Source organism: Vibrio sp. R10-SG3-ISO3 (assembly GCF_059834225.1).
The window spans coordinates 1-23083 of record NZ_JCBDHE010000012.1 but is presented as its reverse complement, the minus strand read 5'-3'; the positions used below and the strand labels follow the sequence as shown (position 1 = coordinate 23083).

Genomic DNA, 23083 nt, shown 5'->3' with positions numbered 1-23083 from the left:
AATCATTCACTCCTATTCAATACGCTGTTTCTACTATTATGGATTAGTTTGAGCGGATGGATCAGCTTACAGCGGCCAATCTTGCCACAGGCTTGTCGTTGATCGGCAAATGAATCAATGCCGCAGCAAAAGCCAAGACCACGGTCGACCACCAAATCGGATCGTAAGAGCCGTAGTAGTCATAAATTCGACCGCCCACCCACGCGCCAAGAAAGCTGCCGACTTGGTGGCTGAAAAACACCAACCCATACAAGGTGGAAAGGTATTTCGCGCCAAAGATCTGCCGAACTAAGCCCGACGTCAGCGGCACAGTCCCTAGCCATACAAAGCCGATCGCCCCGCCAAAAAGCGCCGCCGTCGATTCGGTAACAGGCAAAGTGACAAACCCCGCGATGACTATGGTGCGCATAACATACAAAGCCGCCATCACGTGGCGTTTGCTGAATTTATCACCCAGTACGCCCCAAAAGTACGAACCAAAAATATTGAAGATACCGACATACGCCAGCGCCATCGCTGCCGTAGACGCAGGCAGGGCTTTATCTGCCAAATAACTGGGCAAATGGGTTGCAATGAACATCACATGAAAACCACAAACAAAGAAGCCACCATGGATCAGCCAATATCCCTTGTGGGAGAAGGCCTCTTTCAGTGCCTGTTTAAGGTTTTGCTCATCCGCCACCTGAGTGGTCGCCGCACTCGTTTTAGGCGTTTTCATAAACAGAGCAAAAGCCACCATAGTAGAACAGAGCAGCGCAAACACCTGCATCGCGCCTTGCCAGCCAAAATCAGACAGCAGAGCTTGAGCGCCCGGGATCATCGCAAACATGCCAAACGAGCCCGCGGCGGTCGTCAATCCAAACGCTTTGGCCGCGTGCTGTGCGGGGACCACTTTGGCGACGGCCCCGAGCACAATCACATAACTGGTTGCACTAAGGCCAAGGCCAACCAACACACCCAATGAGAGATACAACACGCTAGGCACAGTGGCGATCGAGGTCAAATAAAGCCCCAATCCATAGGCCAGAGCGCCACCAACAATAATACGTTTGGCGCCGAAGCGATCAGCGGCCATCCCAACAAACGGCTGAAACGCCCCAAATAGCAGGTTTTGTAGGGCAATCGCGAAACTAAAAAACTCTCGACCGACCGTAAAGTGCTCTGAAATAGGCATCATAAAAATGCCGAACGATTGGCGAATACCCAAACAGATGATGAGAATGGCAATGCCCAGCCAAACCATCAGTGGAAATCGAAATACACTCATTATTGTTGCCCTTAATGATGGTGGTGAGAATGACTATTGCCGTGACTTGATGCACGTGGGTCTTGGCTTGAAGCATCATCGAACTCAAGCTCTTGTCCATGACACCCCAGTGCCATCGCTTGTTCGGCCAGCGTACTAAGCAAGGAGGGGGAATGGTGAACACCCACCAAGACAAGTACAAGCACTAAGGTCATTCTCACAAGTTGAGCACTGAGTGATTGCGATAAAAGGGATGAAAAAAGCATACGTTTCAGCCTCAGTGACAGTAAAAAGAGCGCGGAGTGTAGAGCGCCGCGCACCATGACTCAAATGACATTTCTACACTCATGTTATGCATAGGATGCATTTTGCCGCTCGCTCTTCGAGCCCGCGACCAGAGCAAAGCCTTCATCCTGCCAACCTGTTACACCACCAATCATCTTTTTCACTGGCCTGCCGAGACGAGCCAAACGAACGGCGGCTTTTTCAGTGCCATTGCAGTGTGGCCCTGCGCAATACACGACAAACAGCGTCTCTTGCGGGTAGTGAGCCAACGTACGTTCATTCAATCGAGCATGGGGAATCGATACCGAGCCCTCAATATGCCCTGCGTCAAACAGCGCCTCACCGCGCACATCGATAAGAACGAAATCTTGTAATCCGTTACTTATCGCATGGTGCACGTCCCAGCAATCGGTCTCAAACTGCATTAACGACTCAAAATGGCGCAACGCTGCCTCACTGCTCGCTGCCGGTACTCTTGATACTGCGCTCATGGCTCTCTTCCTTGTTTATTGAGGTTAGCACCATTATCCGCACAAATTATCGACCTCGCCACTGGCTTAAAAGCCAACATGCGTTAATAATAAGCCAAAAGCTGCATTCAGCTGGAGGTAAATAATGAGCACCGACAAACAGGGATTCACTGCAAAACCCTACGCACATCAGACCAAAACAGTGCGCGTTGCAATATTGGCCCATCAGCACGTGACTTTATTTGAGCTCTCCTGCGCGGTTGAACTGTTTGCCCTGCCAAGACCGGAATTCAAAGAATGGTACGATACCCAAGTCATCACACTGGAAGACGCGCCAATTCAGACCACAGGCAACATGACCTTGGTCACTGAATCAGCAAGCTCGCTTGAGCCGTTTGACACCTTGATCATTCCCGGTTGGCCAACAGGGGATGACACCATCCCACCGCTGATTGCGAAAGAAGTAACGCGTTTTGTTAACGCAGGTAAGCGAGTGCTGTCTCTTTGCTCTGGCTCATTTTTGCTGGCCAGATTAGGGCTGCTCGCCGGTAGAAAAGCCACCACGCATTGGATGTACGAGAGCAAGTTTCGTGAACAATTTCCCGATGTGGACTATCAATCGGACGTGCTGTATGTGTTGGAGGGGCAAATAGGCTGCGCCGCTGGCAGCGCTTCTGCGCTCGATTTAGGACTGGCGATCATACGCGAAGATTTTGGTTACCAAATCGCCAACCAAGTCGCAAAGCGCTTGGTTGTCTCATCACATCGCACCGGCGGACAAGCACAATATGTCGAAACGCCCATGCTCAAAGTGCCGAGCTCGTTTTCCAACGCCGTTGAGTGGGCGAATGAACACCTCAGTCAAGCCATCAGCGTCGACGAATGGGCAAGCCACGCCAATATGTCGCGGCGCACGTTTGATAGAAAGTTTCGCTCAAGCTTCAACCTCTCCCCTAAAGCCTGGCTGATCAAGCAGCGCATCGAACACGCCAAAGGGTTATTGGAAACCGAGCCGCTAAGCATTGAGCAACTTGCCCAACAATCGGGGTTCGACAGCGCCGTCACGCTGCGCCACCACTTCCGTCGTTTAGTCGGCGTGTCTCCTCAGCAGTATCGGGAGAAGTTTAAACTGGGCTAAACAACCCAATGACATTGTTGATGTTAAAACAACATCGCAGTGCTACACTTCCTGCATGCCGATATGACAAAATGACAACCATGCAAGATAAACTCAATCGCGTTTTACTCGATATTGCCCTTAACCTCAGTTCTAGCCAAAACAGTGAACGTCAATATCAAGTCTTAATTGACGGTGTTGACCGTGTCTTTCCCTGTGATGCGAGTGCGCTGTTCATTCTCGATCAGGATGGGCTGCTGACACCCGTCGCGGTTAAAGGCATTGCGGCGAGCATCTTTGGTCGCCGTTTCTATTCGAAAAACCACCCCAGACTTCAATCCATCATGCAAAGCACCTCCCCGGTGCGTTTTGATGCTCAATGTGAGTTACCCGACCCGTTCAGCGGCATCATGCTCAGCGCAGAGAATGATTTGGATGTCCATGACTGCATGGGTTGCAGCTTGTATGTGGAGGGGCAATTGGTTGGCATCTTAACTTTAGATTCACTCACGGTCGGCGCGTTTGACAGCATCGATTTTGTCACGGTTGAAACCTTTGCCGCGCTCGCGGCGGCGACACTACGTAATATCTCGCAGATGAATGCGCTCAAAGCACAAAATCAGAAACAGAAGTCGGTGACGCAGACGCTCATCCAACAAGCACGATCGCAGACGGGTGAGATGATGGGCATCAGCCCCCAAATACGCCAGCTAAAAACCAACATCTCAACCGTGGCGCAATCGGATTACGCTGTGTTGATCACCGGAGAAACGGGTGTGGGTAAAGAGTTGGTAGCGCACAGTGTCCACGCGCAAAGTCATCGCGCAGACAAACCGATGATTTACGTCAACTGCGCCGCCTTGCCAGAAGGATTGGCTGAAAGCGAATTGTTTGGTCATGTCAAAGGCGCTTATACCGGAGCCAGTCAGCGCCGAGCGGGGAAATTTGAACTAGCCGATGGTGGCACGCTGTTTCTCGATGAGGTCGGAGAACTGTCGTTAACGCTGCAAGCCAAACTATTACGTGTGCTCCAGCAAGGTGAAGTGCAACGCGTCGGCAGCGATCAACGTTTGCTGGTCAATGTGCGCATCATCGCCGCCACCAATCGCGATCTGGACAAGGCGGTCAATACGGGTCAGTTTCGCGCCGATCTATTCCACCGCCTGAACGTTTTCCCTATTGACATTCCTCCGCTTCGCAAACGCGAAGGCGATATTGCGGTGCTAGCGGGGTATTTGTTGGAGAAGGTTCGCAACCAGTTCCACATTCCTAATTTGCATCTGCATCCCAAATCCATTCTCGTGCTGGAAAAACAGACCTGGCCAGGCAACGTCCGAGAGCTAGAACACACCCTCACACGAGCGGCCCTGCGCTGCATCCAGCAGCAGCAACACATTATTCAACCGAGCCACTTTGATACTGGGCTAACCACCTACAACACCGCATCACAACCGCATTTTTTACCTAAAGAGAGCCAGCCAATGCGCGAACTTGTCGAAGCCTATCAAAAAGATCTGATTGTTCATGCGCTTGACGTCACCAACGGCACCTGGTCAAAAGCGGCCGAGTTTCTTCAAATGGATCGCGGGAATTTGTATCGGATGGGCAAAAAGCTTGGGGTGATGGTACAAGGGAAATGAAAGGCGTGTAAAAAAATGGCCCGCAATGCGGGCCATCGTTCAATAAGGCCGTTGATTACAGCGTGTCGAGAATTGCTTCAGCGCTGCTTACCTCAAACTTGCTTGGCTCTTCAACGTTGAGTTGGGTGACAACGCCATTGTCGATCACCATCGCATAGCGTTGTGAACGCAGACCACCGAATGAAGCGGTATCTTTCTCAAGCCCTAACGCTTTGGTGAAGCTTGCATCACCATCGCCCAGCATCATAATTTCGGTGGCGTTTTGCGCTTCGCCCCATGCGTGCATCACAAAGGCATCATTGACGGAGACACAAGCAATCAAGTCAACGCCTTGAGCTTTGATCTTGTCTGCGAGCACAACGTAACCGGGAAGGTGCGCTTCAGAGCAGGTCGGCGTAAATGCGCCAGGTACTGCAAACAGAACCACTTTATTACCTGCGAATAGTTCAGAAGTTGAGTGTGACACCATTCCATCGCTCGTAAGCTCACTCAGTACCGCTTCTGGAATAGTTTGGCCGATCTCTATCATGGTGACGTTTCCTATGTCATGGGTTTTACTCATCATAGCGGTGAATAGCCAGATTAACCACGGGTAGATACTAAGGGTATTGCACCCTCAGCAAATCAAGCGCACGACAAGTGACCCCGGCGCACGAACCGCTTCAACATTGTGGCTGATCACCGTCCCCGAGACTGGCGCGACGTATTCATCCACCACGTCGCCAAAACTGTCATATTGCGTCGCCAGCGACTGACCGACTTCAACTTTGGCCAGCAAAGGCACGTGACACAGGACAAATCCGCCCTGGTTGGCGCGAATACTGACGATCTTTTTCCCTTCCACGCAGGGAGTTTCACTGCGTGATACGGGCTCATCCAACATCTCATAGGCGCGTAAAATGTTCAGCACGCCTTGCGTCGCTCTTCCAACCATGTCGATGTCGGTGTAACGCCCCACACCCACTTCAATCGTAATGGATGGGATCCCCGCGCGGTTGTAGACGGTTTCCAAAATACCCGGGTCACCGGGATCATCAAGAATGACATCAGGATTGACGAGTCTTGCCATCGCAATGGCTTCTTCCAAGCGATAGTCGGCAAACACATACAAAGGATACGCTGAGCCGCTGGTTTGCGAATGCAGATCAATCGCCAGATCTGCGTTGGGTTTGAGCAAGTTTTCCCACAAGCTGAAGGCATAGCGACTGGCATCGTCCCCCTCCGCGCTACCGGGAAACAGACGATTAAGGTTAGCAGAAGAGCTGTCTGGCGCGGCGGAGTGAAAGTCGCGGCTGTGTCGCTCGATACCCGAGAGGTTGACCGTTGGCACTATGGTCACCGTGCCGGCTAACTTCTTGCCCACTAAGGCTCTTGCCAAACTTTGTGCAGTCAAGATGCCGTTTTGTTCATCGCCATGAACGCCGGCCGTGATCATGACGCGCTTGCCCGCTTGCTCACCTTTGAACACTCTAACGGGTAAAGTTTGAGCGTGGCCCACCGCGTCGGTCGCCACCGCAAACCACAGTTTGTGCTCACCGGGCGCCAGCGCGTCGACATCCAACGCTTTCAACGTCGGATACATAGGAACGATATTTTGGTTGAGTGAGGTCGCCTCTTGTTTCACAGCGCTAGCTCCATCTTAATAGTCGAACTTCATTCCCTTCTTCAGGCTTGGCGGGAATGTTTAAAGATAACAGTAGTGATACCCCTGCCATCGCCGCACCGATGTAAAACACCGCAGCGGGAGAGACAAGCCAAATAAAGCCAAAGGTCACTGGAATGACAACCGCAGCAATATGGTTAATCGTAAAGGAGACGCCCGCAGTTGAAGCCATATCAGCAGGGTCGGCAATTTTCTGCAGATAGGTTTTTATCGCCAATGCCAAAGCAAAAAAGAGATGATCAATCACGTACAAAGCGGCGGCCCACTCTGCGCTTTGCACTAGGGCGTAGCCGACAAACACGCCAATCAAGCCGACATATTCAAACATCAAGGCTTTGCGCTCGCCCACATGGCCAATAAAGCGACCAATACGTTTAGCAAACAGGAAGTTAAACAGATAGTTGATCAAAAACAGCATGGTAATATCGGCTGCCGAGTAGCCAAACTTCTCCACCATAAGGAAGCCGGCAAAAACGGTAAAGATTTGGCGACGAGCGCCGCTCATAAACGTCAATGCGTAATAGAGCCAATAGCGTTTGCGCAGCACCAACTTCTTATTTTGCGGGGTTTGTGCTTCAAATTGAGGAAACGCGAACGCCATCCAAGCGACCAACACCAGCCCGACGCCGCCAAACAGCAGGTACACCCATTTAAACTCCATCGCGAACACTTCCAAACACAGCCAGAGCGCGCCGTAGGTAACCAGAGAGGCAAGCGCGCCAACCGATATCAGCTTGCCGAGCATTTCTGGTGCTTCGTCTTTATTTAACCATTGCAGGGAGAGCGACTGTTTTAGAGTTTCAAAGTAGTGAAAGCCGGTCGACATCAGTAACGTGGTCATCAATAGGCCAAATAGGGAGGGGAAGAATCCCGTAATCGCGGTGCCCAGTGTTAACGCCACTAAAGAGATCAACATGAACTTTTGCTCACGGACAAACAGCAAAACAAACACTGCGGTAAACGCTAAGAAACCCGGTATTTCACGCACACTTTGCAATAGGCCGATGTCTGCACCATCGAAATTGGCCTTCTCGATCACAAAGTTGTTTAATAGTGCCATCCAGCTTGAAAAGGCGATGGGCACAACAATAGAAATGAGCAGCAGAAAGTTTTGTGGAGTTTTCCAAGAGGCAGAGCGATTCATAAGCCGTACATGTTGATGTGAAATAAGTGTTACATTAATCGCAAACTGGCGACTTTACCAGTCCCGCACCTCGCCACGGTCAGTACATTGATACTGACTATATGGCGAGAGTCAAAACCGATTAACATCTCACGCCACTAAATGTTGCCACTCAGGGTGACGCTCAAGGTAGTGGACAACGTAGCTGCAGACCGGGTGAATTTTTAGCTTTCGCTCCGCAAACAGGGGAAGGATCGCTTCCATCATAACCTTGCCATAACCTCGCCCTTGCAGCGCGTCAGGCACTTTCGTTGACGTAATGTGATAGACGTCTGCCACTTTATGGTAACGAACTAGTGCGTACTCTTCCCCTTCAAGGTGAACACGAATTTGACAGTTCGACTCATCGAAAATCAGTTTTTCCTGCATAATTACTCCTAAAAATGCTACTTGGCTCATAATTTTACCGCAAATAGATGTTTGAACAATCCTTCAAGCGTGAATAAAATCTAAGACTCTCGGAAACATTCTGACATGATTTTCGAAAAAATATGATGCTGACCGCAAAAACAACTAAAAAGCGGCAAGCAGGAGGCTAGATGACATCTCAGGCAGTGTTAAAACAACAACGACATTCGGGTTCGAAAATCAAAGACAAAAATAAATCCATAATTAAGAGCTCGGACGCTCTAGCCATGGTTGAGCATGGTGGAGAATTAACCATCGGCATCACGACTCCAGTGGGCACGACATTTCGCTGTAAAACCGCGTTCATCGGTTCGCACTCTGATAACTATGTGTTAGCCGAGTTACCCAAGGTCTCCGACGATGACCTTGACTATTTCTTCCAAGAAGGATTTTGGGCGACAGTGAGAGCCATCTCACCCCGTGGCGAAGGAGCGCTGATCCACTTCCGCTCACAACTCCTGCACGTTATGGTGTCCCCTGTGCCTATGGTTGCGCTTTCCATACCACAGACCATGGAGGTCACCCAACTTCGAAAAGAGCCACGCTACGATGTCAACCTCGCGGTCAAAGTGATTGCACAGTCCCATCGGCTGGACGGTGAAATTCGCGATCTCTCCAAAGGCGGTTGCCGATTCATTACCGCGCCACTGAGCCGTTCATTCCAAGTCGGAGAAGAAGTATCTCTAAATGTGATGGTGCAAAGTGGTAAAGGGGTTGAATTTCAGCCTTTGTTTGGCAAGATCTGCAATCTTCAGCGCTCACACCATTACTCTCGATATGGTGTTGCCTTTACTGAATTAGGGGCAGAAAACGCGAAAAACCTGCTCGGTAAACTGAAGTTCGACGGCACCAAGCTCACCTTGAGATAAAACAATTAAAAAAGACCCAGCGTGGTAACACGGCTGGGTCTTTTCATACTCATTCTACTAACGGATAAAACTGATATAGCCTTGCAGAATGACCAAATTGACAATATCGATAAAAAACGCGCCGACAATCGGCACAACCATAAAGGCTTGAGGGGATGGGCCAAATTTATTGACCAACGAGCCCATATTCATGACGGCGGTGGGGGTCGCGCCGAGCCCAAAACCACAATGGCCGCCAGCAATCACTGCCGCATCGTAGTTTGCTCCCATCACCTTGAACGTCACGAAATAAGCAAACAGGCCGAGAATCACCGATTGCACGGCTAAAATCAGCAAAAACGGCAGCGCCAAATCAAAGATGTTCCACAACTTTAAGCTCATCAGCGCCATCGCCAAAAACAGCGACAACGATACAGTCCCTAGGATATCGACGGTTTCGGTGTCCACTTTGTGAGTTTTAGTGACTTCGAGAATATTGGTGATAAACACACCGATAAACAACGCATAAACAAAATCGGGAATCATCAACCAAGAGATCGCCAACTCGCTGACCCACTGCTCTAGGTATTTAGCCCCCGTCACACAAAGCAGTAAGATAAAGAGCACTTCCACCACTTTTTTCGCGTTGACCTTGTCCTCTTCGTACTCGTTATAGGTGACAAGATCAGGAAACTTCTCGTGTGTGTGGCCGCCACAGCCATATTGAGATTCAATCTGGTGTTTATTAATCAGCTTCTGAGCCACAGGACTGCCAATAATGCCACCAATGATCAACCCAAACGTTGCTGACGCCATCGCGATTTCTAAAGTGTTCGGTAGTCCAAAGCTTTCGGAGAAGGTTTGCGACCAAGCCGCCCCTGTGCCGTGTCCACCCGACAAAGTTATCGAACCGGCGATAAGACCCATGAGAGGATCAAGACCAAGCGCGGTCGCCAATGAGATACCTACGCCATTTTGAATCACGATGTAAAAAGAGGCGATCGCAAGAAACAAAAAGACCTTCGCCCCACCTTTCATCAATTGGGTATAGTTGGCCGCTAGGCCGACGGTGGCAAAAAACATCAACATGAAGATTTTTTGCAGCGGTAAAGAGAAGGTCACATCGACGTGGTTGAAATGCAGCACGGTAATGATGAGCGCCACCACAAGCCCGCCTACAATGGGTTCAGGGATATTAAAACGCTGCAAGATAGGAAGACGAGCATTGATAAACTGGCCGAGAAACAACACACTGATTGCGACTAAGAACGACTCTAATGGCCCAACGGAGATTATTGGATTCATATCACCTCTTTGACGTTGCTATGCCATCTTCCTTAATGACGTGGGTACTTTTCCTCTAGTGAAACAACTGGATAAAGACGATATCGACTGACAATCGGTCGTAAAAACTACCGTCTTTGTGCAATAAAAGCGGCCATTATGGAGAAAAAAGTGGGGATTTGTCGAGTTTTTCCGGAAAAAAGGCAAAAAAAGAGCCAACCGCAATCGTGCGCTTGGCTTATATGTATTGTGAACAAAATTCATTCACTAACAACGTCAGTTGGCTAGGTGACCCTCGGCTTAAGAAGGGTCAATAATATAAATGCATGATGCATGCCAAGTTTATATTGGCCGTTTTAGCCTGTTATATCGCACTTCTTGTCAGGCTTTGATTGCATTTTTGCAAAGTGCAATTGCATAATGCAAACAATGTGCATTTCAATAAGAAACTGATCTCTTATATTTAATTTTATCAATGGTGGCTATTGATGTTTTTTCCACATAGTCAGCGCTATACATAGCGCGATAATTTAACTCCAACGCCTTAGGCGTTATACTCTCGCCACACAGAATAAGTGACCATAAACAATGAGCTATTTTTCTACATTTTTAAAAGGGTTAGCGATGGGCGCCGCGGATGTCGTCCCGGGCGTCTCTGGCGGCACTATTGCCTTTATCACCGGCATCTATGACACTCTACTCGAAAGCATTCGACGTATTAACCCAAGTCTAATCGGTGTGGTGAAGCGTGAAGGCATCGCCGCGGCGTTTTCTCATATCAATGGCCTTTTCCTCATCAGCTTGTTTGCTGGGGTATTTACCAGCATCGCCACCTTAGCCAAAGTGATCTCTTGGCTGTTAACCTATCACCCTATCCCACTCTGGTCGTTCTTCTTTGGTTTAATCTTAGTGTCAGTGGTACACATGCTTAAGCAGGTGCAACATAGATCGCTCAATCGACTGGTTTTTCTCGCGTTTGGCGTAGGGTTTGCCTACAGCATCACAGTGTTACAGCCCTTGCAGCTTGAACCAACCCACCTCAACGTGTTCTTAGCGGGCACCATCGCCATCTGTGCGATGATTCTGCCCGGTATTTCCGGCAGCTTCATCCTGCTACTTCTTGGCATGTACGCGCCAGTACTCGGCGCGGTCAAAGCTTTCGATCTGCCTATCCTGGCACTGTTCCTCACTGGGTGTGTGGTCGGCATATTGAGCTTTTCACATCTGTTATCTTGGCTATTGCGACGTTTTCGGGACTTCACTTTGGTCTTTCTGACCGGCCTTATGCTCGGCACACTGCCGAAAGTCTGGCCATGGAAAGAGACCATCAGTTGGCGAGTGAACTCGAAGGGCGAACAAGTACCCTTGGTGCAGCACAACCTTTCACCGTTTGAATTTGAAGCGTTAACTGCCCAGTCCTCACAGTGGCTGTTGGCGATTGTGCTCATGCTTTGTGCCGTTGGGTTGGTACTAGGATTGGAGAAGCTTTCCGAACGTAATGACGGCTAAGCACAGTCCTATCTTAAGGAAAAACGGGCTTAGGGAAAACGGGGGGCTTCAAGCGCCCCGTTTACAATTTCGCGATAAGATCTGGATTGATGCCAAAGCTGGTTTTGTGCTCTTCAATCACCACTTCACTGCGGGTTTGAATCACACCCGGTAATGTCCCCATCTTGCTCGACATGAAACTCTGATAAGCCTTCATGTCTTTCACTCGTACTTTGATCATGGTGTCAAAGTCACCAGACAAGGAGTAACACTCTTCGATTTCCGGAATATCGGCCACAGCTTGGGCAAATTTATCAAAAATAGAGAAACTGGTTTGATCAAGACGAATATGGATGAAAACCTGGACATCTAAGCCCAACTTTTCTGGGTTGAGTTCGGCATGATAGCCTTTGATATAGCCTTCTTTCTCAAGGCGTTTCACACGATCGGAACAAGGAGAGGTAGTGAGATTCACCTGCTTCGCCAATTCAACAATGGGCAATCGACCCTTAATGTTTAAGGCGCGCAGTATTTCTTTGTCTATTCGGTCTAATTCCATTGCGTCTCCAGTCTCGCTTTGATTCCAATCGAGCTGGATTATACAACGAACATAAATAAAGTCTGAGTCTTACGCCGCTTTTGCGTGGTCGAAATCTCGGTTCGAAGGGACATGGGTCGCTTGGGTGTTGCAGACGCGACAGAAGCTTTGTTGCTCCATTTTCACGTAGTGTGCGCCTTTAAAAAGAGTAGAGAAAAAACACGCCAAACTTTTTACGACGGAATCATGGTTTTCATCACATCGTTTCATCACCGCTTTGTGCGCTGTTACCTTATCGCAGCAATGGCAGTACATTTGTGGCATTGTCCTCTCTCCTTTTCTATGCGTTCCATTTAATCGACATAGTTTTAATGACAGAGTTCCGAGTTCTCAAACTTTAGTTTAAAAAATGTGAGCTGTGTACAAATAATAGACTGGAAAATGTCTAAAGCCCTGCGGACAGGGCTTTAGACACTAGAGTGGTGATTGATTAATCAAGGGTTTGCAGCTGTTTCTCATAGTCAGCAAATTGTACTTTTACTGACTCTTCAGGCTCTGCGCTCAATAGACTCACCATCACGATCGATAGGGTAGAGAACACAATTCCTGGAACGATTTCATACACATCGAACCAACCGCCAGACAATTGCTTCCAAACCACGATTGTCACACCGCCAACAATGATACCCGCCAACGCGCCATTGCGATTCATGCGCGACCAGTACAAGCTCAATACTAGTGCAGGGCCAAATGCCGCGCCAAAGCCTGCCCATGCGTAAGAGACCAAACCCAGTACAGAGCTGTCGGGTGTCATCGCCAGTACGAGGGCGACAATCGAAATACCGACAACCGCAACGCGTCCAACCATCACAATCTCTTCAGAGCTGGCATCTTTCTTAAACACTTGTTTGTAGAAATCCTCCGCTAGCGCCGATGAAGACACAAGTAACTGAGAGTCCGCTGTACTCATGATCGCCGCAAGAATCGCGGCCAGTAGGATACCGGCAATCACTGGGTGGAATATGGCGTTAACCAACAACATGAAGATGGTTTCGCCATCATCCACATTTCCACCGGTATTGGTCACGTAGATAAGCCCGACCATCCCCACCAAAAGCGCGCCAGCCATAGATAAGCCTGTCCAGATCACCGCGATACGGCGTGCCGTCGTCAGGTCTTTGTTGCTGCGAGATGCTTTAAAACGCGCCAAAATGTGTGGCTGACCAAAGTAGCCCAAGCCCCATGCCACAAGCGAAATGATCGCGATAGCAGAGAGTGGCTCGCCTTTGGAGTCATTCCACAGTGTCAGGAGTTCCGGGTTGATGCTATTGAGCTGAGCAGCAACATCAGAGAACCCACCCTCCATAGCCACAACGGGAACGATCATTAACGCAGCCGCCATCAACAGCCCCTGAACCAGATCCGTCCAAGAGACCGCTAGGAAGCCACCAAACAATGTGTAAGAGACCACACACACCGTACCGATGATCACCGCCATGGTGTAATCCAAACCAAACACGGTTTCAAACAGTTTTCCGCCCGCGACCAAGCCAGAGCTGGTATAGAAAAGGAAGAACAGCAGAATGAAAAATGCGGAAATCACCTGAATCAATTTTGAGTTGTCATTGAAACGACGTGACAAGAACTCAGGTAGCGTTAGAGAATCGGTTGTAATCGAGTAGGTGCGTAGGCGTTTGGCGTTGATTAGCCAGTTGAGCCATGTCCCGACAAGAAGACCACCTGCCAACCAAAACGCTTCAATACCAGCTGCGTAGGCATAGCCAGGCAAACCCAGCAGCAACCAGCCACTCATGTCGGATGCCCCAGCCGATAGCGCCGCCGGCCAAGGGCCAAGCGAGCGACCGCCCAAAAAGTAATCCGACGAATTTTTCGTTCGCTGATACGCAATCACGCCAATCGCCAGCATCATGATCAGATAGGCGATGAACGTTGTTGTAATAGCAAAGCTATTTTCCATCTATATTGTCCTCTTTTAGAATTCGCTTTCCCTAAACATCCTCTTCCTTGGAAGAGGATGTCGCATTTAGGTTTAGTGGCTTTCGCTACCGAGCTCGAGCAAGGTAGCATTACCACCAACAGCAGTTATGTTTATCGTTCTAGTGCGCTCGGTAATAAACCTCAGCGCCAAATGCGGATCCTGCGCCACAGGCAGCGCGGATAGATCCGTTTCCGAAACCAAACTGACAATCGCGCCAGAACGTTTCGCAAGTTGTCGGTTGAGGCGAACAAGCGCCTGCGTTTGACCGACATAACCGATACAGCGTATATCGGATTCCAATAGCTGCGGGTGCGCCTCTAATGGGGCGACCTGCAGCACATGAGTAGGCAGTGATGAGTGAGTGCAGGCGTCTTCTAACACTGTGCACAGTGTGTCGTCATCGCTGCATAAGATGACGCTATTGCCCGCGAGCAACGCCGTCGTCAGTTGCGCAAGCACAGACCATTTCGCTTGTGCTGATTTTTCTTCCTGAATGAGAACCGTCACACCGCGACCTGCAGTGTAGAGCTCGTTAGTCTCTCCGGTTGGGCCAGACAACTCATGGCAATCCGCCAACAGTGATGTCGCACGCGCAAGTTGAAAACGCATGACGTTCAGCCCAGCGTTCCAATCTCTATCTTCGCTGCGGCTTGTTACCTTGCCCATCGCGTCAATCAGTGAGGAAACATCCTTCTTCTTAGAGGCAAAATCGGTCAGATTCCAATTCTCAAACGCATAGAGAGCATCGGTATAACGTGTCACTTGATGAATCATGATTATTCTCCTGCCCCTGATGATTGAACGGTCTGCGTGTAGTGTGGCTCGGTAAAACGATACAAGTAGTGTGGGCCCCCGGCTTTAGGGCCAGTGCCCGATAAACCTTGGCCGCCAAATGGTTGCACACCAACGACTGCGCCAACTTGGTCGCGGTTGATGTAGCAGTTCCCCACCCGAGCGTGCTTTTCGATCCAGCGGTAGGTCGTTTCGTTGCGGCTGTGAATGCCCATCGTCAAACCAAAACCGGTCTGGTTAATTTTCTCTACCACTTGCACTAGCTCACGGGCTTTAAAGCGCACGATGTGCAAAATTGGGCCGAACTGTTCTTCGCTGAGCGCATCAATGGAGTCAATCTCAAACGCCGTCGGAGCGACAAAATCGCCATACTGATGGGTCTCTTCCAACGTCAACTGGGCGACAAGCGTTTGTGTCCGGGTCATGGTATCAATGTGTTGATTGAGTTTCGCTTTGGCTTTGCCATCGATGACCGGTCCCACATCCGTTGAATGCAGATAAGGCGCCGCAACGCGCAACTCTTGCATCGCGCCTTGAATCAGATTGACAATGCGATCGGCAATGTCTTCTTGGACATACAAAACTCGCAGCGCACTGCAACGTTGCCCCGCAGAGGCAAACGCCGAGCGAATCACATCGCGCACCACCTGCTCAGGCAAGGCGGTACTGTCGACAATCATCGCGTTCTGTCCACCGGTCTCCGCAATAAACGGTACCGGGTCAACATCGCGCTCCGCCAACGTTTGATTGATGCGTTGCGCCGTCGCAGTCGAGCCCGTAAAGGCAACACCGGCAATCGCTTCATGGGAGGTCAACGCGTGACCAATATCGCTGCCAAGCCCAGGCACAAGTTGGATAACACCTGCTGGGAAACCGGCTTTAAGCATCAACTCAACGGCACGCGCCGCAATTAAACTGGTTTGTTCAGCCGGTTTGGCAACGACGGTATTTCCGGCAACAAGCGCAGCGGTAACCTGACCAAGGAAAATCGCCAACGGGAAGTTCCAAGGGCTGATGCACACAAAGACACCTCGGCCCACTCGCTCTACCGTTTGAGGCTCACCACTTGGTGATGTAGTGGTCATTGGCGCTAGCTCATGAACTTGCTTGGCGTAGTAGCGACAGAAATCGACCGCCTCGCGTACTTCATCAATACTGTCATGAATAGTCTTACCCGCTTCTTGATGACACAGCGCCACCAGTTCAGCCATGTGGGTTTCTAACAGATCCGCCAACGTCTCCAAGGATTGTGCTCGCTCACTTGCAGGAGTGGCGCGCCATGATGAAACATGCTGCGCCGCAACATCAATCGCTTCGGAAACATGATCAAGGTTGGCATACAGTACATGACCGACTTCGATGCGACGATCATAAGGGGCAGTGACTGGTACAGACTGGCCACTTTCCTTGATCATGCTTTCGCTTGGCACTCGACCATTGATAATCGGCCCTGCAAACCATTGGTGAGCTAAGAATTGCTCAACTTGCTGCTCAAAACCCAGTGCTTCACTTTCAATGTCAATATTGATCCCAAACGAGTTTTTGCGCTCCGGGAAAATCGCGGGCGGCAGAGGAATGCTCTTGTTATCGAAGCTGTCAAAAGCGAGCAGCATATCGACCGGGTGTTGTGTCAAAGAGTCAATCGGGCATCGCGCATCGACCAGACGATGGACAAAAGAGCTGTTGGCGCCATTTTCCAACAAGCGTCTAACCAAATACGGTAATAAGTCTTTGTGACTGCCCACAGGCGCGTAAATGCGCACTGATTGTTGGTAGCTCTCCATCGCGTGGTGATACAGAGCGTCACCCATGCCATGCAAACGCTGAAACTCAAATTCTTTGTGCGGCGCCATCACTGCAATGGCACTGACTGTCTGTGCGTTGTGACTAGCAAACTGAGGAAAAAGTCGACCACGCACCGAGTCACTGAGCAAAAATCGCGCGCACGCAAGATACGCCACATCGGTCGCTTCTTTGCGTGTGTAGACCGGATAGTTGTTATAGCCCGCCTGCTGAGACCACTTGATCTCGCTATCCCAATAGGCGCCTTTGACCAAACGCACCGGAATCATTGCTCCGACTTGTGCCGATAAGCCCGTCAACCACACCAACACAGGCAACGCGCGTTTGGAGTATGCTTGAACCACAAGACCAAACTTGCCCCAACCTTTCACCAGATCCGTGCGGTAGATTTTCTCGAACAGTTTCAGTGACAGCTCAAGTCTATCGGCCTCTTCGGCATCAATAGTGATCGCCACATCAAGTTCAACAGCGCGTGACAGAAGCTGCATCACAGTGTCATACAGCTCGCTAAGCACGCGCTCTTCGTTCGCCACTTCATAGCGTGGATGAAGCGCGGAGAGCTTGATAGAAACCGATGGCGCTGGGCTGGTCTTCAATCCGTAGTGATCGCTGCCAACGGCTTCGATCGCCATCAAGTAATCTTTGAAATATTTGTGTGCGTCACTGGTCGTCAGTGCCGCTTCGCCGAGCATATCGTATGAATAGGTGTAACCTTTGTCGCGCATGCTGCGGCCATTCTTCTGCGCCTCAGCGATGGTGCGTCCCAAAACAAACTGGTGCCCCATCACCTTCATCGCCTGATGCATCGCCTTGCGAATCACAGGCTCAGAAAGCTTATTGACCAATCGATTTACCGCACTGACTGGGCTTTGCGCTTGTGGCTCAGACAACCCAACGACTTTACCTGTGAGCATTAAGCCCCAAGTTGACGCGTTGACAAAAACAGAATCTGAGTGTTTTAAGTGAGATTTCCAATCGGCGACACTGAGTTTATCGCGGATGAGCGCATCGGCGGTGGCCGCATCTGGGATGCGCATTAACGCCTCTGCCAGACACATCAATAAGATCCCTTCTTGGGTATCTAGACTGTATTCAAGCAGCAGCGCATCAATCATTTGAATGGCTTTTTTGTCTGCGCGAATCGCTTTAATAAGCTGCGTTGTTTTTTCTAGTGTGGCTTGTTTTTCGACTTCTGTTGGCGTGGCCAATGGAAGTAATTGTTCTAACCATTGCGACTCGTCCACCATGTAAAGTGGCGAGATCAACGACCAAAGTTTGTCTAGCGGTTGCTGAACAAACTCGGCGTTTAACACATCCGTTGCTGTAAACATGCGTTTTCCTCAATCTCACACCCGACGTCTGTCGGAAACGGCTCAAAGCGGAGAATGCTTTGAATTTGTTGATCACAATGGCAAGCAGTGTATTTTGAGCTTGAGCGGAATACTTGTCAAAAACTCCGAGCTTTTTGCTGAATTCTACGTTTTTTAACAAAACAAAAACAGAATCACACTCAAATCAGCAAAACAAAGCATCGGAACTGTTATCTTTTTTAACCGAATTGTTTCTTGTATTGCGATGGAGAGAGGCCTTGCAGCCGGGTAAAGGTGTGAGTGAAGGTGCTTTGACCAGAGAAGCCAGTGAGCTCCGCAACTTGACCAAGAGAAAGCTGACCTTGTTGAATCAGTTGCTTGGCCATATCAATACGTTTACCTAGCACATACTGATGTGGGGTGATCCCCATTTGTTCTTTAAAGAGGTTATGAAACTGGCTTTCACCAAGAAACACGCTACCCGCTAACTGAGCCACGGAGATCTTCTGACTGAGATGCCGGTCGATATAGCGGTCAATAGACTCAAGATCAAAGCGTGACTCCTTGCGAATCGTCTCAAAGGCAGACATGTGTCTTTGCAATAAAGCCACCACCGTATCGTTGCAGGCGCGGCTAAGCAACAAATCATCAGGGCTCGATTGCATTTCAAACACTAGCATCTGAATCAATTTTTGAATTTGACTATCGAGTTGAAAATAGGTGTCTTTTTGACTCAGATCGTTGATTTTATTGAGCATCAAAGGATCGTCTGACGTCGGCATCGGCATATTGAGGACCAAGATATCCGAGTGTTCTACCACGCCACCAAACGCATGATCAGACCCTGAGGTGACGACGCAGCCCTGCCCTGGCCCCACATAGTTCCCATAGCCATTAACCTCAAACTCCGCCTTGCCTTTCAGACCAATAACCACTTGCGTATAACTGTGGTCATGGCAGGTCATATAAGAAGGCAGGGTGATCAACTCCGCCGGCCTAGGCGACAAAACTTTGGCAGGTTGAGTGTCTTGGGATTGAGATTTTGCTCTATTCATCAGCTAATTCTTGCGCCTATCCGGTGATCTCGATCATGGTATAACAAAGTTTGACGAACACGAAATCCATCGAGCCCGTCGCTCATTGATCATACAAACGATGAAAATATCATCAACACACTGATCATTACCGACAAGAACAGAGGGTTATTTCTTTATCGGAAGAATGATCAAGCGCACATAAATTACGGCTCATGTCACTTCTATACCTTTTCTTATTTCGATATCGGGATTCTTTGCTTGCATATTTCATTAATCTGCCCAAGAAAAAAGCGGTGAAAACCTTTAAAGCGAAACTATTCGACAACCTGACTGAACCCAATATCGCCAAGCGCAATGAAAAAGACGTGCAGCTTAACGTCCCCGTTCAAGAGAGCTTGCCCGGTAGCACTCGAGCGCCAGAAATGATCACCATTTTGCCGGGGCGCTACTTCATTGGTGAACACGCGTCTTATCAAGCGCACCTTGATCATGCTTTCGGAATTGGCGCGACGCCTGTTACAGTGACTCAGTTCTCTTCTTTTGTGGAACAGACCAACTATCAAACCGATGTTGAATTGCAAAATACCTGCACCGCCATCGTCAATGGTGAAGTCACCCCAGTTGCCAACAGCTACTGGCGTAACCCAGGGTTCAAGCAATACGCGAACTCACCTGTAGTGTGTGTCAGCCAGAATGATGCCAATGCATACGCCCGCTGGTTAACCAAGCAAACTGGCGCTCTGTACCGCTTGCCAACCGAAGAAGAGTGGGAAGTCGCCGCGAGAGCGGGCAGTCAAGATCGTTACTGGTGGGGAGATAAGTTTGTTCCCGGTCAAGCGAATACTGGCTGGAGTGGCACCCCTTGGGCAAACAAGAGCACGTCACCGGTCAGCGCCTTTAAGCCGAACCCACTCGGTTTGTATGACGCTGTGGGCAACGTATGGCAGTGGACAAACAGCGCTCGTCACATCGCCAAGGGTGGAGCTTGGAACTTTGCTCCGGATATGTCCGCCGCTCATCAGCAGCTTTATTTGTCCGACTCTACCGCCACCAACTATGTCGGTTTTCGAGTGGTACGAGACATTAACTAACGCTGAGCCACGTCTCTGTTGAGCTCGAGTAGCAATAAAAAACACCACAATTGTGGCATTTTTTGTGTCTCTTACACTGAATGTTTTGTGTAGACGGCTACGGCGCTAAACGATCGACCAGCCAATTGTCTTGCTGTTTCGAAAACAAGAAACGATCATGCAGACGATGCTCACCCCCCTGCCAAAACTCGATGCTCTCTGGGCGAATGCGGTAACCACCCCAAAAGCTGGGCACCGGAATTTCACCCTTTTCGAACTTCTTTTTTAGCTCTAGGTATTTACCTTCTAGGATGCCGCGTGCCGAAATACGGCTACTCTGCTTACTGGCAATGGCCGCAATTTGACTCTCTTTGGGTCTTGAAGAGAAGTATTTCATGTTCTCCACAACACTCAGCTTCTCCGCCACGCCAGTAACGTGCACTTGGCGCTCGAGTGGGTGCCAAGGAAAGTGGAGGCTGACTCTCGCATTGCCCTCAATGTGCTGAGCTTTGCGACTGCCTAAATTGGTGTAAAAGACAAACCCTTGTTGGTCGACATGCTTAAGCAACACAATGCGCTGAAAAGGTTGGCCGTTGGCATCTACTGTCGCGACGGTCATGGCGGTAGGGTCGGTGAGCTTGGCGTCTACCGCTTGCTTTAACCACAGATCAAATTGCTCAATCGGGTCCGCAGACAAATCTTTACGGCGCAGACCTCCTTTAGTGTACTCACGACGAATGTCTTCCAGTTCCATCTTTTCTCCTCATCGACCGCGACGATAAATTTTTGCTGATTGTGCGCCCATAAATCGTATAACTCAAGTGAAACACCCGATGAAGGAACTAAACTTAATGGCAAGGACTCAAAAAACATATAAAGCACGACATTCTTTAAGCATTTTCTTAACATTTTGCTGGTTGAGTAATAAAATCAATTAAATAACCAAGATTGAAAAGGATAGCGAATGAGTAAGAGCGGTTACAACAAGCTCACTCCGGATGAGTTGGATTACGTCGATGATAAAACCGCGGCGCTCCTACTCAACACCCCGAGCAGCGCCCGCATTATGCTCTGGGTCATGGTGCTGTTTTTTATTTTGGCCGGTGTGTGGGCCTCTTGGGCACAGATCGATCAAGTGACCGTAGGTCAAGGCAAAGTTGTTCCCTCTTCTCAAGTCCAAGTCGTGCAAAACCTTGAAGGCGGCTTGGTGAAAGAAATCCTCGTTCGAGAGGGACAAATCGTCCAAAAAGGCCAACAACTGCTACTCATCGATGACACCCGTTTTCGCTCTGACTTTCGTGAGCGAGAGCAGCAAGTCGCAAACCTGACCGCCAGTGTCCTGCAACTCTCTGCATCCATTACCAGTGTTGAAGTGAATGAAGAGTTCGACGACAGCAACTGGCAAAGTAACGTTCAACTCGATTTCAGTAAACTCGCCTTCCCTCCGATTCTGGAAGAGCGTCAGCCTCAACTCGTCGCTCGTCAACGGGCTGAATACCGTCAGGATCTCAATAATCTGCGCAACCAAATTTCTGTCATCGATCAGCAGGTTAAGCAGAAGCAGCAAGACTTAGTAGAAATTCAAGCGCGTGTAAGAAACCTACGAGACAGTTATGACTTTGCACGCAAAGAGCTCGAAATCACCGAACCACTTGCGGAAGAAGGCGTAGTACCTCGCATTGAGCTGCTCAAACTGCAACGCCAGGTAAACGATACGCGCAGAGAGTTGACCTCAAGTGAACTGAAAGTACCTGTTCTACGGTCGTCCATTCGCGAGTCAATGTTGGCACGCATAGACGCGGCGCAGAAATTTCGCTCCGAGCAACAAGAAAAACTCAATGATGCGCAAGACCGACTCTCCTCTTTGACCGAGTCGACCGTTGGCCTCGAAGACCGAGTCAATCGCACCATTGTCACGTCGCCCGTTACTGGTACCGTCAAAACGCTCAATATCAACACCGTCGGTGGCGTCATCCAACCCGGCATGGACATCGTTGAAATCGTACCGAGTGAAGATACCTTGTTGGTCGAGGCCAAGATTGCGCCACAAGATATCGCTTTCCTCAGGCCAGACCTCAACGCGATTGTGAAATTTTCTGCTTATGATTTTACCAAGTACGGCGGATTAGAAGGCTCTCTTGAGCACATCAGCGCGGATACCACCACCGACGAAGAGGGCAATAGCTTTTATTTGGTGCGTGTGCGGACCAGTGAAACGTCATTAAACAAAGATGAGTCACTGCCGATCATCCCTGGGATGACAGCGTCGGTCGATATCATTACCGGTAAGCGCACTGTGCTGGAATATCTGCTCAAACCGATCATGAGCGCAAAAAGTAACGCACTAAAGGAATAGTGAATGCACAGCTCTAACGCACACAAAAGCGGCCTGTAATCGATGAAGTATTGTTGGGCCTTAGTGCTTATGCTCATAAGCTCCGCCACGTCGTTTGCTCTGAATACATCAGAGCAACGATGGGTGTCGGCTGTGCATAAAGTCTATGGCCCAAGAGCAGCAAAGCGCGTAGAAACCTGGCGCAACGAAATCTCACAATATCAATCGCTACCCGAGACAGAACAACTTGAAAAAGTAAACAACTTTTTTAATCAGCTTCACTTCGTTAACGATGACAGACTGTGGGGCAAAGCCGACTATTGGGCGACGCCGCTCGAATTTTTAGGCGCGAACGCCGGGGATTGCGAAGATTTCACCATTGCCAAATATTTTTCACTGCTCGAACTTGGCGTCTCAGACAGAAAATTGAGGCTAGTGTATGTTAAAGCCATCGAGCTGAATCAATTTCATATGGTTCTCGCCTACTATTCATCACCCAGTGCGGAACCTTTACTTCTCGACAACATTAACCCGCAGATTCGCCGCGCTTCCACCCGCCGCGATCTA

Annotated in this window: 21 protein-coding genes and 1 pseudogene; 7 read left to right on the top strand and 15 right to left on the bottom strand. The window is 49.6% G+C overall.

Going from position 1 to position 23083, the window contains the following annotated elements; translation table 11 throughout:
- Positions 1 to 61 precede the first annotated feature (61 nt).
- The 3 genes from AC6R1A_RS02300 to AC6R1A_RS02290 all read right to left on the bottom strand — a co-directional run bounded on the left by AC6R1A_RS02300 (position 62) and on the right by AC6R1A_RS02290 (position 2022).
- Positions 62 to 1267, bottom strand: a complete 1206-nt coding sequence (locus AC6R1A_RS02300; protein ID WP_500632818.1) for an MFS transporter — start codon at positions 1265 to 1267, stop codon at positions 62 to 64.
- Positions 1268 to 1278: 11 nt separating this feature from the next.
- On the bottom strand, positions 1279 to 1512 hold the full coding sequence (locus tag AC6R1A_RS02295; RefSeq protein WP_500632817.1) for a hypothetical protein: 234 nt from the start codon (positions 1510 to 1512) through the stop codon (positions 1279 to 1281).
- An 84-nt stretch (positions 1513 to 1596) separates the two neighbouring features.
- The gene (locus tag AC6R1A_RS02290) at positions 1597 to 2022 is read right to left on the bottom strand and encodes a rhodanese-like domain-containing protein (RefSeq protein ID WP_500632816.1); all 426 of its coding nucleotides are present in this window, start codon (positions 2020 to 2022) and stop codon (positions 1597 to 1599) included.
- A 124-nt stretch (positions 2023 to 2146) separates the two neighbouring features.
- Here AC6R1A_RS02290 and AC6R1A_RS02285 point away from each other — a divergent pair, with 124 nt between their 5' ends.
- Positions 2147 to 3139, top strand: a complete 993-nt coding sequence (locus AC6R1A_RS02285) for a helix-turn-helix domain-containing protein (protein ID WP_500632815.1) — start codon at positions 2147 to 2149, stop codon at positions 3137 to 3139.
- 80 nt (positions 3140 to 3219) lie between these two features.
- Positions 3220 to 4758: a nitric oxide reductase transcriptional regulator NorR gene (norR, locus tag AC6R1A_RS02280; RefSeq protein ID WP_500632840.1), complete on the top strand. Its 1539-nt coding sequence runs from the start codon at positions 3220 to 3222 to the stop codon at positions 4756 to 4758.
- 55 nt (positions 4759 to 4813) lie between these two features.
- Here norR and AC6R1A_RS02275 read toward each other — a convergent pair whose 3' ends face one another.
- The 4 genes from AC6R1A_RS02275 to AC6R1A_RS02260 all read right to left on the bottom strand — a co-directional run bounded on the left by AC6R1A_RS02275 (position 4814) and on the right by AC6R1A_RS02260 (position 7973).
- On the bottom strand, positions 4814 to 5287 hold the full coding sequence (locus AC6R1A_RS02275) for a peroxiredoxin (protein ID WP_500632814.1): 474 nt from the start codon (positions 5285 to 5287) through the stop codon (positions 4814 to 4816).
- An 87-nt stretch (positions 5288 to 5374) separates the two neighbouring features.
- A complete protein-coding gene (locus AC6R1A_RS02270) occupies positions 5375 to 6340 on the bottom strand; it encodes a succinylglutamate desuccinylase/aspartoacylase family protein (RefSeq protein WP_500630264.1) in 966 nt (321 codons plus the stop codon).
- Between the two features lie 46 nt (positions 6341 to 6386).
- Positions 6387 to 7565 (bottom strand): MFS transporter, encoded by a 1179-nt coding sequence (locus AC6R1A_RS02265; protein WP_500632813.1) that lies wholly within the window; start codon positions 7563 to 7565, stop codon positions 6387 to 6389.
- Positions 7566 to 7694: 129 nt separating this feature from the next.
- Positions 7695 to 7973: a GNAT family N-acetyltransferase gene (locus AC6R1A_RS02260; protein WP_500632812.1), complete on the bottom strand. Its 279-nt coding sequence runs from the start codon at positions 7971 to 7973 to the stop codon at positions 7695 to 7697.
- 170 nt (positions 7974 to 8143) lie between these two features.
- Between AC6R1A_RS02260 and AC6R1A_RS02255 the strand changes: the two genes are divergently transcribed.
- Positions 8144 to 8881 (top strand): flagellar brake protein, encoded by a 738-nt coding sequence (locus AC6R1A_RS02255; protein WP_500626801.1) that lies wholly within the window; start codon positions 8144 to 8146, stop codon positions 8879 to 8881.
- Between the two features lie 57 nt (positions 8882 to 8938).
- Here the strand turns inward: AC6R1A_RS02255 and gltS are convergent, their stop codons facing one another.
- Positions 8939 to 10165 carry a sodium/glutamate symporter gene (gene gltS, locus AC6R1A_RS02250; RefSeq protein ID WP_500626802.1) on the bottom strand — a complete coding sequence of 409 codons (1227 nt, stop codon included), beginning with the start codon at positions 10163 to 10165 and terminating at the stop codon, positions 8939 to 8941.
- Positions 10166 to 10732: 567 nt separating this feature from the next.
- On the opposite strand from gltS, the gene AC6R1A_RS02245 reads away from it, so the two are divergent.
- Complete coding sequence (locus AC6R1A_RS02245) at positions 10733 to 11653, top strand: polyprenyl-phosphate transporter (RefSeq protein WP_500632811.1); 921 nt, start codon at positions 10733 to 10735, stop codon at positions 11651 to 11653.
- 61 nt (positions 11654 to 11714) lie between these two features.
- Here the strand turns inward: AC6R1A_RS02245 and AC6R1A_RS02240 are convergent, their stop codons facing one another.
- The 6 genes from AC6R1A_RS02240 to AC6R1A_RS02215 all read right to left on the bottom strand — a co-directional run bounded on the left by AC6R1A_RS02240 (position 11715) and on the right by AC6R1A_RS02215 (position 19129).
- A complete protein-coding gene (locus AC6R1A_RS02240; RefSeq protein ID WP_334552806.1) occupies positions 11715 to 12191 on the bottom strand; it encodes an Lrp/AsnC family transcriptional regulator in 477 nt (158 codons plus the stop codon).
- Positions 12192 to 12260: 69 nt separating this feature from the next.
- Positions 12261 to 12494 carry a hypothetical protein gene (locus tag AC6R1A_RS02235; RefSeq protein WP_334552808.1) on the bottom strand — a complete coding sequence of 78 codons (234 nt, stop codon included), beginning with the start codon at positions 12492 to 12494 and terminating at the stop codon, positions 12261 to 12263.
- Positions 12495 to 12660: 166 nt separating this feature from the next.
- Positions 12661 to 14148 (bottom strand): sodium/proline symporter PutP, encoded by a 1488-nt coding sequence (gene putP, locus AC6R1A_RS02230; protein WP_500632810.1) that lies wholly within the window; start codon positions 14146 to 14148, stop codon positions 12661 to 12663.
- A 72-nt stretch (positions 14149 to 14220) separates the two neighbouring features.
- Positions 14221 to 14943 (bottom strand): 1-pyrroline-5-carboxylate dehydrogenase, encoded by a 723-nt coding sequence (locus AC6R1A_RS02225; protein ID WP_500632809.1) that lies wholly within the window; start codon positions 14941 to 14943, stop codon positions 14221 to 14223.
- A 2-nt stretch (positions 14944 to 14945) separates the two neighbouring features.
- Positions 14946 to 18095 carry a bifunctional proline dehydrogenase/L-glutamate gamma-semialdehyde dehydrogenase PutA gene (gene putA / locus AC6R1A_RS02220; protein ID WP_500632808.1) on the bottom strand — a complete coding sequence of 1050 codons (3150 nt, stop codon included), beginning with the start codon at positions 18093 to 18095 and terminating at the stop codon, positions 14946 to 14948.
- Between the two features lie 218 nt (positions 18096 to 18313).
- On the bottom strand, positions 18314 to 19129 hold the full coding sequence (locus tag AC6R1A_RS02215; RefSeq protein WP_500632807.1) for a helix-turn-helix domain-containing protein: 816 nt from the start codon (positions 19127 to 19129) through the stop codon (positions 18314 to 18316).
- Between the two features lie 398 nt (positions 19130 to 19527).
- Between AC6R1A_RS02215 and AC6R1A_RS02210 the strand changes: the two are divergent.
- Positions 19528 to 20202, top strand: a pseudogene (locus AC6R1A_RS02210) (SUMF1/EgtB/PvdO family nonheme iron enzyme); the annotation flags it as partial.
- Positions 20203 to 20299: 97 nt separating this feature from the next.
- Here AC6R1A_RS02210 and pdxH read toward each other — a convergent pair.
- Complete coding sequence (pdxH, locus tag AC6R1A_RS02205; RefSeq protein WP_500630220.1) at positions 20300 to 20935, bottom strand: pyridoxamine 5'-phosphate oxidase; 636 nt, start codon at positions 20933 to 20935, stop codon at positions 20300 to 20302.
- 210 nt (positions 20936 to 21145) lie between these two features.
- Here pdxH and AC6R1A_RS02200 point away from each other — a divergent pair, with 210 nt between their 5' ends.
- Both AC6R1A_RS02200 and AC6R1A_RS02195 read left to right on the top strand, forming a co-directional pair.
- Positions 21146 to 22537 (top strand): HlyD family type I secretion periplasmic adaptor subunit, encoded by a 1392-nt coding sequence (locus tag AC6R1A_RS02200; RefSeq protein WP_500632806.1) that lies wholly within the window; start codon positions 21146 to 21148, stop codon positions 22535 to 22537.
- Between the two features lie 42 nt (positions 22538 to 22579).
- On the top strand, positions 22580 to 23083 hold a 504-nt coding region (locus AC6R1A_RS02195), incomplete at its 3' end, for a transglutaminase-like cysteine peptidase (RefSeq protein ID WP_500646138.1).

Bases quoted from the DNA above. Each gene is read 5' to 3' on its own strand.
- AC6R1A_RS02300 (WP_500632818.1), bottom strand. From the start codon at position 1,267: ATGAGTGTATTTCGATTTCCACTGATGGTTTGGCTGGGCATTGCCATT.
- AC6R1A_RS02295 (WP_500632817.1), bottom strand. From the start codon at position 1,512: ATGCTTTTTTCATCCCTTTTATCGCAATCACTCAGTGCTCAACTTGTG.
- AC6R1A_RS02290 (WP_500632816.1), bottom strand. From the start codon at position 2,022: ATGAGCGCAGTATCAAGAGTACCGGCAGCGAGCAGTGAGGCAGCGTTG.
- AC6R1A_RS02285 (WP_500632815.1), top strand. From the start codon at position 2,147: ATGAGCACCGACAAACAGGGATTCACTGCAAAACCCTACGCACATCAG.
- norR (WP_500632840.1), top strand. From the start codon at position 3,220: ATGCAAGATAAACTCAATCGCGTTTTACTCGATATTGCCCTTAACCTC.
- AC6R1A_RS02275 (WP_500632814.1), bottom strand. From the start codon at position 5,287: ATGATAGAGATCGGCCAAACTATTCCAGAAGCGGTACTGAGTGAGCTT.
- AC6R1A_RS02270 (WP_500630264.1), bottom strand. From the start codon at position 6,340: ATGTATCCGACGTTGAAAGCGTTGGATGTCGACGCGCTGGCGCCCGGT.
- AC6R1A_RS02265 (WP_500632813.1), bottom strand. From the start codon at position 7,565: ATGAATCGCTCTGCCTCTTGGAAAACTCCACAAAACTTTCTGCTGCTC.
- AC6R1A_RS02260 (WP_500632812.1), bottom strand. From the start codon at position 7,973: ATGCAGGAAAAACTGATTTTCGATGAGTCGAACTGTCAAATTCGTGTT.
- AC6R1A_RS02255 (WP_500626801.1), top strand. From the start codon at position 8,144: ATGACATCTCAGGCAGTGTTAAAACAACAACGACATTCGGGTTCGAAA.
- gltS (WP_500626802.1), bottom strand. From the start codon at position 10,165: ATGAATCCAATAATCTCCGTTGGGCCATTAGAGTCGTTCTTAGTCGCA.
- AC6R1A_RS02245 (WP_500632811.1), top strand. From the start codon at position 10,733: ATGAGCTATTTTTCTACATTTTTAAAAGGGTTAGCGATGGGCGCCGCG.
- AC6R1A_RS02240 (WP_334552806.1), bottom strand. From the start codon at position 12,191: ATGGAATTAGACCGAATAGACAAAGAAATACTGCGCGCCTTAAACATT.
- AC6R1A_RS02235 (WP_334552808.1), bottom strand. From the start codon at position 12,494: ATGCCACAAATGTACTGCCATTGCTGCGATAAGGTAACAGCGCACAAA.
- putP (WP_500632810.1), bottom strand. From the start codon at position 14,148: ATGGAAAATAGCTTTGCTATTACAACAACGTTCATCGCCTATCTGATC.
- AC6R1A_RS02225 (WP_500632809.1), bottom strand. From the start codon at position 14,943: ATGATTCATCAAGTGACACGTTATACCGATGCTCTCTATGCGTTTGAG.
- putA (WP_500632808.1), bottom strand. From the start codon at position 18,095: ATGTTTACAGCAACGGATGTGTTAAACGCCGAGTTTGTTCAGCAACCG.
- AC6R1A_RS02215 (WP_500632807.1), bottom strand. From the start codon at position 19,129: ATGAATAGAGCAAAATCTCAATCCCAAGACACTCAACCTGCCAAAGTT.
- pdxH (WP_500630220.1), bottom strand. From the start codon at position 20,935: ATGGAACTGGAAGACATTCGTCGTGAGTACACTAAAGGAGGTCTGCGC.
- AC6R1A_RS02200 (WP_500632806.1), top strand. From the start codon at position 21,146: ATGAGTAAGAGCGGTTACAACAAGCTCACTCCGGATGAGTTGGATTAC.